The sequence below is a fragment of the Brachybacterium sp. J153 genome (genome assembly GCF_036311905.1).
Taxonomy (GTDB): domain Bacteria; phylum Actinomycetota; class Actinomycetes; order Actinomycetales; family Dermabacteraceae; genus Brachybacterium.
Map to the genome: position 1 here is coordinate 1 of NZ_JAZDCH010000032.1, position 12,021 is coordinate 12,021.

Annotated in this window: 15 protein-coding genes and 1 pseudogene; 1 reads left to right on the forward strand and 15 read right to left on the reverse strand. The window is 69.7% G+C overall.

What is annotated here, in order from left to right; all coding sequences use genetic code 11:
• A pseudogene (locus V1258_RS14940) lies at window positions 1–1,030 on the reverse strand (IS3 family transposase); the annotation flags it as partial.
• Between the two features lie 324 nt (window positions 1,031–1,354).
• On the opposite strand from V1258_RS14940, the gene V1258_RS14945 reads away from it, so the two are divergent.
• On the forward strand, window positions 1,355–1,978 hold the full coding sequence (locus V1258_RS14945) for a hypothetical protein (RefSeq protein ID WP_329750426.1): 624 nt from the start codon (window positions 1,355–1,357) through the stop codon (window positions 1,976–1,978).
• A gap of 325 nt (window positions 1,979–2,303) precedes the next feature.
• Here V1258_RS14945 and V1258_RS14950 read toward each other — a convergent pair whose 3' ends face one another.
• The 14 genes from V1258_RS14950 to V1258_RS15015 form a co-directional block, all read right to left on the reverse strand.
• Window positions 2,304–2,507, reverse strand: coding sequence for a helix-turn-helix domain-containing protein (locus V1258_RS14950; RefSeq protein ID WP_329750427.1), 204 nt, complete (start codon window positions 2,505–2,507; stop codon window positions 2,304–2,306).
• Between the two features lie 23 nt (window positions 2,508–2,530).
• Entirely contained in the window at window positions 2,531–2,875 is a 345-nt protein-coding gene (locus tag V1258_RS14955) for a ParB family protein (RefSeq protein ID WP_329750428.1), read from the reverse strand.
• A gap of 4 nt (window positions 2,876–2,879) precedes the next feature.
• Complete coding sequence (locus tag V1258_RS14960) at window positions 2,880–3,680, reverse strand: ParA family protein (RefSeq protein ID WP_329750429.1); 801 nt, start codon at window positions 3,678–3,680, stop codon at window positions 2,880–2,882.
• A gap of 66 nt (window positions 3,681–3,746) precedes the next feature.
• Window positions 3,747–4,115 (reverse strand): single-stranded DNA-binding protein, encoded by a 369-nt coding sequence (locus tag V1258_RS14965; RefSeq protein WP_329750430.1) that lies wholly within the window; start codon window positions 4,113–4,115, stop codon window positions 3,747–3,749.
• A gap of 66 nt (window positions 4,116–4,181) precedes the next feature.
• Window positions 4,182–4,613 carry a hypothetical protein gene (locus V1258_RS14970; RefSeq protein WP_329750431.1) on the reverse strand — a complete coding sequence of 144 codons (432 nt, stop codon included), beginning with the start codon at window positions 4,611–4,613 and terminating at the stop codon, window positions 4,182–4,184.
• A gap of 58 nt (window positions 4,614–4,671) precedes the next feature.
• Window positions 4,672–4,983, reverse strand: a complete 312-nt coding sequence (locus tag V1258_RS14975; protein ID WP_329750432.1) for a hypothetical protein — start codon at window positions 4,981–4,983, stop codon at window positions 4,672–4,674.
• A gap of 73 nt (window positions 4,984–5,056) precedes the next feature.
• Complete coding sequence (locus V1258_RS14980; protein WP_329750433.1) at window positions 5,057–5,488, reverse strand: LPD25 domain-containing protein; 432 nt, start codon at window positions 5,486–5,488, stop codon at window positions 5,057–5,059.
• A gap of 35 nt (window positions 5,489–5,523) precedes the next feature.
• The gene (gene nrdH, locus V1258_RS14985; protein ID WP_329750434.1) at window positions 5,524–5,763 is read right to left on the reverse strand and encodes a glutaredoxin-like protein NrdH; all 240 of its coding nucleotides are present in this window, start codon (window positions 5,761–5,763) and stop codon (window positions 5,524–5,526) included.
• 415 nt (window positions 5,764–6,178) lie between these two features.
• Window positions 6,179–8,122 (reverse strand): hypothetical protein, encoded by a 1,944-nt coding sequence (locus tag V1258_RS14990; RefSeq protein ID WP_329750435.1) that lies wholly within the window; start codon window positions 8,120–8,122, stop codon window positions 6,179–6,181.
• 165 nt (window positions 8,123–8,287) lie between these two features.
• Window positions 8,288–8,533, reverse strand: a complete 246-nt coding sequence (locus tag V1258_RS14995) for an Arc family DNA-binding protein (RefSeq protein ID WP_329750436.1) — start codon at window positions 8,531–8,533, stop codon at window positions 8,288–8,290.
• A gap of 74 nt (window positions 8,534–8,607) precedes the next feature.
• The gene (locus V1258_RS15000; RefSeq protein WP_329750437.1) at window positions 8,608–9,732 is read right to left on the reverse strand and encodes a C40 family peptidase; all 1,125 of its coding nucleotides are present in this window, start codon (window positions 9,730–9,732) and stop codon (window positions 8,608–8,610) included.
• Window positions 9,729–10,238 carry a hypothetical protein gene (locus tag V1258_RS15005; protein WP_329750438.1) on the reverse strand — a complete coding sequence of 170 codons (510 nt, stop codon included), beginning with the start codon at window positions 10,236–10,238 and terminating at the stop codon, window positions 9,729–9,731. Before V1258_RS15005 ends, V1258_RS15000 begins: the two co-directional genes overlap by 4 nt.
• Window positions 10,238–11,788 (reverse strand): MinD/ParA family ATP-binding protein, encoded by a 1,551-nt coding sequence (locus tag V1258_RS15010; protein ID WP_329750439.1) that lies wholly within the window; start codon window positions 11,786–11,788, stop codon window positions 10,238–10,240. The genes V1258_RS15005 and V1258_RS15010 overlap by 1 nt, the downstream gene beginning before the upstream one ends.
• 6 nt (window positions 11,789–11,794) lie before the next feature.
• The gene (locus V1258_RS15015; protein WP_329750440.1) at window positions 11,795–12,016 is read right to left on the reverse strand and encodes a helix-turn-helix domain-containing protein; all 222 of its coding nucleotides are present in this window, start codon (window positions 12,014–12,016) and stop codon (window positions 11,795–11,797) included.
• Between the last annotated feature and the right edge of the window lie 5 nt (window positions 12,017–12,021).

Below are 12,021 nucleotides of genomic sequence, written 5' to 3' on the forward strand. Positions count from 1 at the left end.
TTCCAGTCGCCGATGACGACCTGGGCGTGCAGCAGTGAGTAGAAGCTGTTGATGTTCAAGCACTCGTCGCGCAGGCGGGAGTTGAACGACTCGACGTAGCCGTTGAGCCACGGCGAGCCGGGCGGGATGTACGACAAGCCGGTGCGGGTGCCGGCCCAGTCGGCGATCGCCTGGCTGATGAACTCGGGCCCGTTGTCGCTTCTGAGGACCGCGGGCGGGCCGTGCAGCTTGACGAGGTCGTCGAGATGGTCGGTGAGACGGTCGGCGGTGATGGAGCGTTCCACGAGGCCGCCGAGGCAGACCCGGGTGTGCTCGTCCACGATCGACGCGATCTTGATCGGACGCCCGGCCTCGTCGACGTCGAACTGGAAGTCGATGGCCCACACCACGTTCGGGGCGCACGCCTTGGGGGCGTCCGCGGTCGAGGAGCCGATGCGCTTACGGCGACGTTGCTGGGGCACGCGTAGGCCTTCCTCGCGCCATAGCCGCTGGATCTTCTTGTGGTTGACCTGCCAGCCCTCGCCGCGGGCGTCGTGGTACGCGCGCCGGTAGCCCCAGCGGGGGTGCTTCTTCGCGTAACCGCGCAGCCATTCACGCAAGGCGGCGTCGGGGTCGGCGACGGTATCGGCCTTGAGGGTGCGCCGGTAGGCGGACCTGGATAGCCCGGTCAGCCGGCACGCCATCCGCTCGCTCACCCGCATCTTCGCGATGAGGTGAGCGACGGCGGCGCGCCTCCTGCCCGGGCCTAGAAGTTTCCCTCTGCCAGCTCCTTCAGCGCCGCCTTCTCCAGCTCTGCTTCAGCGAGCAGACGCTTGAGGGTGGCGTTCTGCTTCTCGAGCTCCTTGAGGCGCTTGGCGTCGTCGGCCTTGAGCCCGCCGTACTGGTTGCGCCACCGGTAGTACGTCTGTTCCGACACGCCCAGCTCGCGGCACACCGCCGCGACGTCCGCGCCATCGGCCAGCATCCGGTCGGCCTGTCCGAGCTTGCGCACGACCTGCTCAGGCGTGTGCCGCTTCCTCGTGTTCGTCATGATGAGACCAGTCTTCCTGCCCGCAGCAGCGAGCATCAAGAGGACTCACACAACGACTGGACCTACATCACGGGGTCAGCCCATTCCTACTACAACATCCAGACGCCGACTCCGTTTGTCGACGTCGACTCCACCGATGACACAAGGCTGTATCTCGACCCGAGACGCATACGACTGCTCGCGACACCCGCCCAAGCGCGGGCCGAGGCAGTTCATTGCCTCGACACCTTCTGGGACCGCATCGCCTCCACAGTCGTCCGCCGCGACCTCCGCGGCAAAGCTCTCCTCCAGCGCTTCCATGAGCCCAAGGAGACTCGACTGGGCATGTCTCTCCACGGCATCGATGGCAAGGGAGGAGCCGACCAGCTAGGGGAAGACATCTGGGAGGTGTTGTCGACGGACCTCTACCCGCTCTTCCGAGTCGCGATCCTCAAGCACATCGAAGACCTCCCCGCCTTCGTGCCGGATGTCGCCGATGATCGCACCAGCGACATCGTGACGCGCATCGTCTTCGAGCCACTCGCCAACTTCACCGCCCTCATGTGCTCGCACTACCCGCAAATGGGCAGCACCGCAGTCGAGGTGGAACGCCAGGTATGGGACCCCATGACCAGCGACTGGCAGAACAAGAAGGTGCGGCTACCCATCGCTGACGGCAAGCCACTACTGCTCGTCCCGAAGGATTGGGTGCGCAGCACCCTGATGATGTCGGCAACCCGCTTCTACGACAAGACCGTCCTTGACTATGCACAGGACAACGAGTCGGTCGTGCTTGGAGACGGCACGGTGCACAGGCCGACGAAGAAGGACCTCCCCGAGCGCGCGCAGTACAAGCGTGGCTACGAGACGATCGTTCGGCTCACGCTAGAGGCCTATGACGGAGAGCTCGACTTGCTCGAGGAGTTCCGACAGTACGTCGACTGGTACGAGGACACCTATCGCCTCTGATGGTGACGAAGTGCCCTGGAGTGAGGCGCATGCTGAAACAGTGCTGTGCTGCCTCGCTCCAGGGGCGCGAACCCGTCCACTGAATCCGGGGCTCAGTGCTTGCTCAGTCTGTTGCGAGCCTCTAGCGACCTCAGGCATGGAGGGACGGCTTCGGCCCCCGGGGGTAGGAGGCTCGCTCTGAGGCGTGCAGATTGAACCGCGACTGAGGTTGGCGCGATCTGCACGACGGGGCTGGGTCCTGTGCCATGTGATCATCCTTCCTGAGTGCTCAGACATTGATGGCGGACCCGTCATCGCTGGGTGCCGAGAGATGTGTGGGGCACCATCAGAGGGCGGCCCCCTCGTCTCGCTGGATCGAGCGCTCGGTCTGCTTGTAGGCGCGCTCGATGTAGGCCTCAAGCTCGGCGTGTTCCACGCGCCATTGATTGCGTCCACCGACTTGAATCGCGCGGAGATCGCCGGAGCGCACGAGGGCGTAGGCCTGACTCCTGCTGATGAGCAGCACTTCCTGGACGTCCTCGAGCGTCATGAAGCGGCGCTCCTCCATCGGCGTCACTCCCCCATCGGTCGGCCGCGCGGGATGCTGCCGGCCTCGAGGTCGGGGAACGGCTTGCCGCTGTTGTACTTCTTCTCGCGGCGCTCCACCTCGGCCATGACGGCCTTGTGGATGAAGTCGGAGAGGCTGCGGTCTCCCTCCTCGCGGTCGGTGTGGCGGAAGGCGCCGCGCATCCGGGCGGTGTCGTCCTGGGGCTGGTAGAACGTGACCTTGGGCGGGTACTTCTTTCCGGTCGAGGCGGTCGCCGGCGCCGGGGACTGCTCCGGCGCCGGCGCGGGCGGGTCGACGGGGCTGCGTCCGGCGAACACGCTGGACCTGCGGCGCTTGTCGGGGGTGGCCATGAGGTCATGCCTCCTGAGTGATGGTGTGCAGGTGGGTGGCGTACAGGGCCGCGAGCTCGTCGCGCTGCGCGCGGGGCATGGCGGTCCATTCGTCGATGCCGGCGCCGGCGGCCATCGCGGCGGCGATGCCGGCGCGGTACGGGATCGGGGGGTCCAGCAGCGGGAAGCCCATGTCCTCCGATGCGGTGCGCAGTTCGTCGAGCCAGGCGCGGGCCTCGCGCTCGCGCGGGCGGTAGCGGTTGACGATGACGCCCGCCAGGCGCAGGGAGGGCCGGTAGTGCTGGCGGACCAATGCGATGGTCTGGAAGAGCTGCACCAGTCCGTGGGAGGCGAAGCGGTCGGCCTCGGTGACGGCTGCGGCGACGTCCGCGGCGGCCAGGGCGTTGATGGTGAGCTGATCGAGGCTCGGGGCGCAGTCGATGAGCACCAGGTCCCATGCCTCGCCGGCGGTGGCGAGGGCGTCGCGGAGGCGTCCCTCGCGGCCGATGGCGGTCTGGATCAGCTCGTCACGGACGAGTCCGAGGCTGCCGCCGCCGACGGTCGGCAGGACCTCGAGGCCGGGCCAGACGCCCGGGACGAGCGCGTCGGCCACGGTCGTGTCGGCACGGGAGGTGAGGACGTCAGCGAGGCCGGCGGCATCCTCGGGCGGCTCCTCGGCGGCCAGGGCGGTCGTCGCGTTGCCCTGGGGATCGGCGTCGACCACGAGCACCCGGAGTCCCTGGCGCACGGCGGCGCGGGCAAGCTGCGCGGTGGTGGCGGTCTTGCCGACGCCGCCCTTCTGGTTGCACATGGCGATGGTCTTCACTGGTGACGACCTTTCGGTGGTGAAGGGCGGGGAGGGGCCGGCGGTCCGGCCCCTCCCCCGGTGTGGTCACTCGGTGGTCTGCTGCTTCTTGCCGGGCACGTGGACGTCCTGGCCTCGGAAGCTGACGCCGATCTGGTCGGCCTGCACGTTGTGCTGAAGGCGCGGGGTGCCGTCCTTGGCGGTGTACTCGGTGACGTAGTAGCGACCGGCGAAGATCACGCGCACGTTGCCGTCACGCTCGGCGGTGGCCACCAGGCGCTCGGCGTCGCGGCCGCTGACGGCGACGTCGTAGGCGATGGCCGGGCCGTCGACGAAGTCGTCGTCCTTCTTGATGCTGTCGGTGACGATCACGCGGGCGTAGGTGTAGGAGCCGCGCTCCCCCTGCTGGAGCTTGGGGGTGGCGGCGAGGTTTCCGGTACGGACGATGTAGCTCATTGGGAGCCTCCTTCGTGTCGGTGCATCCATTGTTGTCAATAGAGTTACTGGGGTCAATAGATCTAGCTAATTCATGTTCTCCTCGGTCTCGGCGGTGCGGGAAGCGGAGGGCGAGCGCAGCACACGCAGCAGCTCGCGGGGGTCGGCCTGCCAGGCGTGCACGGTGGCCTCGGGCCAGCCGGCGGCGATGGCGCGCTGCGCCTCGTCGCCGTTGGCGAACCCCTGCCACTGCGGGTCGTTCGAGAGGGCGATGGCGAGGTGGCGGCGAGTCAGCTCCATGCCGGTACAGATGAGGCCGGCGGAGTCCTCGTACACGCGGTGATTGCGGGAGCCGTCGTAGCCGCCCCTCGCGAAGATGCGGCCGCACCCGGGGCAGCTCTCCCCCGGCAGCAGCTCGCCGCGCTCATAGCGGGCCTGGTATCCCTCGAGGGAGTCGTCTGCGGCGCGGGCAGCGACGTCCTGCCGCTCGAGTTCATCGAAGATGGAGAGCTGTTCCATGGTGGCCTCCTTGATCATGGCTCTATTGTCCCTAATAGAGTTATTGGGGTCAAGGGGGTTAGTCGATTCGGTGGGCGATCGCTGGGTGTCGGCGGCCGGCGTCGCCGGTGCCGCATCCGTCGCACGTCGTGGTGCTGCACGCCGTCGGGGCGGCGGTGGTGAGTTCGGTGGCGTAGGGATAGCTCCACTGATCTTCCATCCACATGGCGGCCTCGTCCGTGGCGGGGTCGCCGGTGTCGGCGCTGGTGTGGCCGGCCAGGGCGAGGGCGCACTGTTCGCACAGGGAGAGCGCGAAAGCGTCGGGCGTGTCGGCGGGCAGCTCGTAGCGCTCCATGGAGGGGCTGATGTAGGTGGCGGCGGCGCGGGTCATGACGGCTCCTTAGCTGGTAATGGAGTTATTGGGGGAGGGGCCGGCGGGGTGTTCCGCCGGCCCCTGGGGGTGGTCAGGCGAGGTAGTAGCGGCGGCCGCGGCGCTGCGCCTCGATGCAGCGCGCGATGTGCTCGGCGTCGCGCTGCATCTGGTCCAACTCCTCCTCGGTGCGGCCGAAGCTGCGGAGCATGGGGCGGGCGTGCTTGGCGAAGCCCTCGATGTGCTCGGCCAGGGTGGCGGTGTCGCAGCCGAGGTCGTAGCGGCCCTGCCAGGTGGTGCGCTCGTCCTCGCCGTCGCGGGTGAACGTGATCAGGAATCCGGTCTTGGTGTAGCCGCCCTGTCCGTTCCGCTCGATCAGCTCGCGCACGTGCTCGGCCTCGAGGAAAGCGGCGCCGTACCCGAGGGGGAGGGCGCGGCCCTTCATGCGGTCGATGTGCTCGGCCTCGCTCCACTCGATCGTGAGAGTGGCGGTGGCGTCGACGGTACGGGTGGTGGTGTTCGACATGATGTCTCCTAAGCTGGTAATAGAGTTATTAGGGATCAGGCGGCGTGAGCCAGGGCCTTGATGCGGTCGGGGCGGAAGCCGGACCAGTGGTCCTCGGAGGTGATGACGACGGGTGCCTGCACGTACCCCAGGGCCTTGATCGTGGCCAGGGCCTCGGCGTCCTCGGCGATGTCGACGACGGTGTAGGCGATGCCGGCCTTGGTGAGTGCCCGCTTGGTCGCGTCGCACTGCACGCACAGGGGCTTCGAGTAGACGGTGACGGTGGTGGCGTTCATGGTCTCGCTCCTCTCGGTACTGCTTCCTAATGTGCCCTCAGTCTATAATGCTGGCATTGCCGGCACAACCCTAATGCCGGTATTACTTCGGTGTAGTTTGCGCAGGCCAACCGCCACTCGCCTTGCCAGGTCCACCCCCTACCTCCTGGTGTCCCCAGCTCCTTCGACGTACCCATGCAGCTCCCGGCGCCGATGCGCTCACCTGCCCCACGCCCTCAATCCGCTGTTCTCCGAGAACACTCTCTTTTCGCTGTAGCTCCTTGGTCTGGACCACAGGCCCAGGACCGGGCTGGTACCGGCGGCTGATCCTCGGGAGTCGGGGACGCGCCTGTCGGGTACGGCTGTCACCGCGCCCTCTTCTGCCTTTCGAGGGCAAGGGTGCGGAGCACCCGCGGCAGCATCACGTGCCCCACGATCACGCTGCACGCCGGACTGCTGCTGGCTTGGGCTGCTCGGTCGGTCGGTGGTCTTCGAGACGGAGCGCGCGGGCGGCGCGGTAGTCGGCTCGCCCGTCGGCTCGTCGGGGGTGTGCGCCGTAGCTCGTGGTCTCGGGGCTGGGGATGATCGCGAGCTGTCCGTGACCGGCGCGGCGCTGGGCGGGGGTCCGGCGGGGTGCTCGCATCCATGCCTGCTCTGCCTGCCACCAGGTCCAGAGGTCGCGCTCGAGGGCGTAGGTGCGGGCGCGCTGCTCGAGGCGGCCGCTGATGCCGTATCGGGTCGCGGCTGCTGCTCGAGCATCGCGGCGGGGGCGTCGCCAGCCGTCGGGGCCGACCAGGAGCACGCCGTCTGAGGCCAGGCGCTCGAGAACACGGAGGGTGCGGGGGAGGGAGGCTCCGGTGCTGCGGGCGAGGTCTGCGGGGCTCTGGGGGTCCTGGCTGGTGCGGGCGTAGAGGTTCCCTGCGTGGTGTCCGAGGGCTCCCGGGGTGAAGGCGTCGTGCGCGGCATCCGTGAGCCGGGAGCGGAGGAGGGCGAGCAGCGTGGTCCGGTCGGCGGCCCCGGTGGGGGTGTGGGGGGCGCGCGGGTCCGCTTGTGACCGACCCTCGGTCGGGGACTTGTGGACAGCGGAGCTGGGGCCGATGGTCCAGCGCGCGGCGCGCACGCCCTCGGCGGGGGAGTGCTGGGTGATCCATCCGTCCTGTGCGAGGCGCAGGAGGCCCGTGCGCGCGGTTTCGCGGCCGATCCCGGCCAGGAGTCCCAGGCGGCGGATATCGGCCTCCACGGAGGCCGTGACGCCCTGTAGCGCGAGCAGGCACAGCGCGTCGAGGACTCGGCGGTCGGTGGGGCCGGCGGGAGTGGTCCAGCGGCCGGCGGAGGCGTCGGCGCGCTGCTGGACCTCGCGGACGTGCGCGGCGATCGCGCCGGCTCGCCCGTTGAAGGTCGGGTCCTCGCCCTCGGTGCGGCGGGGGCTCGCGGCGATGTGCTGGACGGCCTTGTCCCACTGCCTGCGGAGGATCGCGGCGCTGTCGACCGGGGTGCGGGGGATGCGGTGGCCGCGGTCGCGGGCGCTGCGCACGTGGGCCATGCCGGGCCGGTCGATGAGCGCGGCGACGTCCTCGTAGCGCCATCTAGCGGCCGCGGCGCCGATGAGCACGCGCCACAGCACGGCCGAGGCGTCGCCCATGGCGGCGTCCTCGTCGAGGGCGGCTGCGCTGGCGCGGGGGAGGGGCCGGCGGGGGCCGGGGAGGTAGCGGTGGCGGTGGGCGTCCACGGGCAGGGGCCGGCGCGCGTCGGGCACGGTCGCCGGCTCGGCGGTCTCGATGCGCTGGGCGACGTCCTCGAGCACGGCGCGGACCTGTGCGGCGGTGCCGGTGGGCCGGATGAGCGCGGCGACGCTGCCGGCGATCACCTCGGAGACTCCGCCGGCGCGGTGCGGGGCGCCAGGGGGGCGCACGCAGCCGGCGGCGGCGTTGGTCAGGGGGGAGAGGTCGAGCGTGGGGCACAGGTGCTTGGTGAGCCGGGCGAGCGTGGCCACGGTCTCGGCGTCGACGGGATCGGCCAGGGCGGCCCAGACGTGGCGGCCGCCGCCGGGGCCGGAGGCGCACACCACGGGCTCGAGGCCGGCGCGGGCGAGGAGTCCGGCGGTGGTCTCGGCGTCCCGGGCGGCGGCCGCGGCCGCACCCTCGGTCTTGGCATCGTGGTCGAAGCAGAGCAGGCGGAAGGCACGGTCGGGGCCGGTGAGGTTGATGGCCCACGGGGTCTCGGGGGGAGTGGGGCCGACGCGCTGCGTGCTCGAGTAGAGGTTCTGGACCTCGCCGTAGGCGTCGACGCTGGCCACGCGCACGGTGGGGCGCGGGCTGATGGTCTGGGTGAGGAGCCACGGGTCCGGCTGCTGAGGGGTCGCGGGCGTGTGGGCAGACACGCCGGGCTCGCCGTACTTGCCTACGGTCGAGCGACCCCCGTAGTCTGGGGGCAACAACTTGATGAACCTCCCTTTCAAGGTTCGCCCTCGGGGCTAGCGTCAACTAGCTACCGAAGACTTCTGAATCGCCCTCGGCCTGCGTCAACAGGCCGGGGGCGAAGTCTTTTAACTGGCCTTCATGTCGGTGTCGACGTCGAGCCGGTTGTGCCCCAGTTCGACGGCCTCGACGTCCAGCTCGTCGATGTGCTTAACAAGCTGGGCCACGATGACGTCGTTGTAGGACCGGCCGGTGGCGTCCGCGTAGGCCATCACCCGGTCGGCATACTCGCGCGGGACGCGCACCGCGAAGGGATGACGATCGCCCTTGCCGGGACGGCCGCCGCCCTTCGCTCGCTGACGTGTGGTCGACATGGGAACGACCCTACAGGCCAGTGAAACAGAAACGTAGGGCGTGGCGGCGTGTCGCATCAACATTTTCTGGTTCCTCACTCGGCATCGGTGGGGGCTGCGGGGATGCGGCGGATGCCGACGAAGGCGCTGGCGTTGAAGCGGGAGGGGGAGATGCGGACTTCCATGGCGGTGCGGGAGGCTTCGATCACCTGGTCGTTGCCGATGTACATGGTGACGTGGCTGATGCCGTTGGAGCTGCCGACGCCGCCGGTGCGTCCCCAGGCTTCGTAGATGAGGTCTCCGGGCTGGATATCAGCGACGGCGACGGGGTAGGCGGCGAGGAAGTCGTATTGGTCTTGGGTGATGCGGGGGAGGTCGCGGTAGCCGGCTGCGGTCCAGCAGTAGGCGACGAAGGCTGAGCAGTCGATTCCGCCGGGGCCGGGGCCGTCCATGCTGCCGCCGCCGAAGTCGTAGGGGGTGCCGATGATGCTCTTGCCGCGGTCGATCACGGCCTGCACGTCGCCGTTGGCGACGGTGGTGGAGGGGGTGCATGCGCTGGCGGAGAGGTCGGCGGGGGCCGCGCCCACGACGTCGACGCCGGCCAGGGCGGCGATGATCCGTTCGGCATCGGGCTGGTGCTTGGCGTAGGCGTCGGGGTGGGCGCTGCCTTGGACGGTCTGGGCGGCGACGGTGGGGGCCATGTGCTGCCAGCCGAAGACGTCGACGAGGCCGGGGATGTGGTAGCCCTCGGGGCCGGCGGCGCCGGGGCCGGTCTCGGTGATGTCGTGTCCGAGGAAGAACTTCTCGGCGGCGTAGGCGACGTCTTGGACCTGCTCTTCGGTGCCGTACCAGCCGGGGAGGGTTCGCTGTTGGAAGGGGCCGGCATCGCCACCGTCGCCGGTGGGCTGGGTGTTAATGCCGAGGGTGCTTTCCTGCATCGCGGTCATGAGGCCGATGACCTGCGCTTCGTAGGGCAGGTCGTTGTCGGCGGCGACCTGCATGATGATGGCGGCGGTCTCGAGCTGCTGGGCGTTGTATCCGTCGACCTGGGGAAGCTCGCCGGAGACGGTGAAGGCCTGCGTGGCCTCCCCGGGGGCGCACGCTTCTTCCTCTTCCTCGCTGCCGCTGAGGAGCATCACGGCTGCGGGGACGATGGCGAAGGGGACGGCGAGGACGGCGCCTGCGGCGATCGCGGCGCCGGAGCCCTTCTTCTCGCTCACTGGTCGCCTCCTGCGATCGGGGTGACTGCGGTGGTCTTCCATTCCTCGCCGGCCTTGACCACGGTCACCTCGTAGGTGGAGGCGTCGGTGGTCACCCGGACCACAGCGGAGCCGACGCTGGCGCGGATGATGGCCGGTTCTTCGGTGACCTCGGTGTCCGGGACCTTGTAGCCCTGACGGGTGGCGTAGGCCTGCTGTGCAGGGGGTGCGAGGGTGGCCTGTAGCTGTTCCTGCCAGTCCATCTGATCGAGGGTGGAGCCCTGGACCCAGACGTCCATGGTCGCTCGTGCAGCGGCGATCGCGGCCTGTTCGTCTTCCTCGCTTGCGGAGGCGGGGACGGGGCCGCCTTCCTGGGAGGGGTCTTCGGGCTCGGGCTCGATCGGGCGTCCCTCAAGCTCGGTGGGGGTGGCCTTGGTGGGTGCGGGGTCCTCGCCTGCGCACCCGGTGATCAGGACGCCGGCCCCGGTGGCCAGGGCAAGCATCGCGGAGCGGCGGCTGAGGATCATCAGGCCATCGCCTTGAGCTGCGCGGCGAGGTTTCGGGCGACGGCGCCGGCCGCTTCCTGGTAGGCGCGCTGGGTCTTGTCCGTGAGCTGCGCGTAGTCGATCTGGCCGCCGTCCTTGAGGGCGGGGTCGAAGGGGATGGGGAGAACGGCGGTGACCTGCTGCTCGAAGCGCTCAGCGATGGAGCGGGCGACGTCGAAGTAGGCCGGGTCGCCGTTCTCGGGCTCGAGGTCGTGGATGAGGACGACGGCCTCGTCGACGAGCTGGTCGTGGCCGCTGGCGCGGAAGCTGCGCATCATCTTCTCGGCTGCCTCGGCGGAGTCGTAGGACGCGGCCACGGGGATGACGAGCTGGTCGGCGGCGTCGAGGGCGGCCCGGAAGTGGCTGGCCCTGATGTTGTTGCCGGTGTCCACGACGATCAGGCGGTAGAAGCGTTCGAGGATGTCGTGGATGGTGGCGAAGCCGTCAGCGTCCACCATGTCCTGACGGGTGGGGTCCTCGTCGGAGGCGAGGACGTCGAAGTGGGAATCGCCCTGGGGGCGCACGTAGGCGTCGAGGTCTCCCACGCGGATGCTGTCGAGCTGCGCGGCTGCCTCGAGGAGGTCCACGACGGTTCGCGTGTGGGTGCCGGTGAGGCTTCTCGAGCCGAGCGTGCCCATGGTCTCGTTGGCGTCCCAGGCGGCGACGTAGCCGCCGCGGAAGATGCCGAGGACGGCGGCGAGGAGCGCGGCGGTGGTGGTCTTCCGGGCGCCGCCCTTGGGGTTGGCCACCAGGATCGTGCGGGTGCGCTGGAAGTTGGTCTGGATGATGGCGCGGAGCTGCCGGAAGGCTTCGGCGGCCGCGCGCTCACGGGCTGCGCGGCGGCCCTCGTCCGCGGCGGCGGCTTCTGCGTCGGCCTGCTCGCGTGCCCGCTGCTCGCGCTCTTTCTCGAGGGTGGCGCGGCGGTGTGCGAGCTCGGCCGGGGACGGGGCTATCTTCGTGCCCAGCACGCGGTTGAACCGGCCGCGGGCGCCTTCCTCGGCGGGAAGGGCTGCGCGGGCGGTCCATTCGGGGTCCTCGGGAGCCGGGGCCGGCCGCTGCACGGCCGGCTCTGGGACCTCGGTGGGCTCTGGCTGGGGCGTCCAGGTCGGCTCGTCGGCCGCGGGGTCGCTCTGATCCTGCTTCCAGACGGGCGCGGACTCGGCCGGCGCGGGTGCGAGGGGGGAGCGTGGCGCCGGGGCTGGCGCCGCCTGTTCCGGCTGCTGCGCGACGGGTGTTGCTGCGCGGGTCGCGCGGCTGCGCTTGCGCGGGACGGTGGGGTCTTCCTCCACGCCGCCGTCGGGATGGACCAGGAGCGTCCACTCGCCCTCGGGATCGGTGACCTCGGCACGCACGGGACGGTTGAGCTTGGCTGCCGTGGCGGTGATGCGGGCGAGGACCTGGCCGCGGGCGTCGTCGACGGACCGCCCGGCGATGGGGGTGGTGCTGCCGCTGATCGTGAGCTGCGCGGTGCCGTCGGGGTTGAGTGTGGCCGCGACGTGGGGCCAGGTCGAGGGGGTGGGTGCCGAGGTCATGACGATCTACTCCTTGGTGTTGGGCCGTAGGTTGCTGCCCGCCCGCATGGCGTCTTTGAGGTCGTCACGGAGGATGAACCAGGTGTTGCCGAGCTTGTACCCGGGGATCACCTCGGCCTGTAGCCACTTGTAGATGGCTTGCTTGCTGAGGCCCATCACCTCTGCGACGTCACTGGCGGTCATGGTCGCGGGCTGGCCCTCGAACAGCTTGTCGATGCTGTCGGTCATCGAGG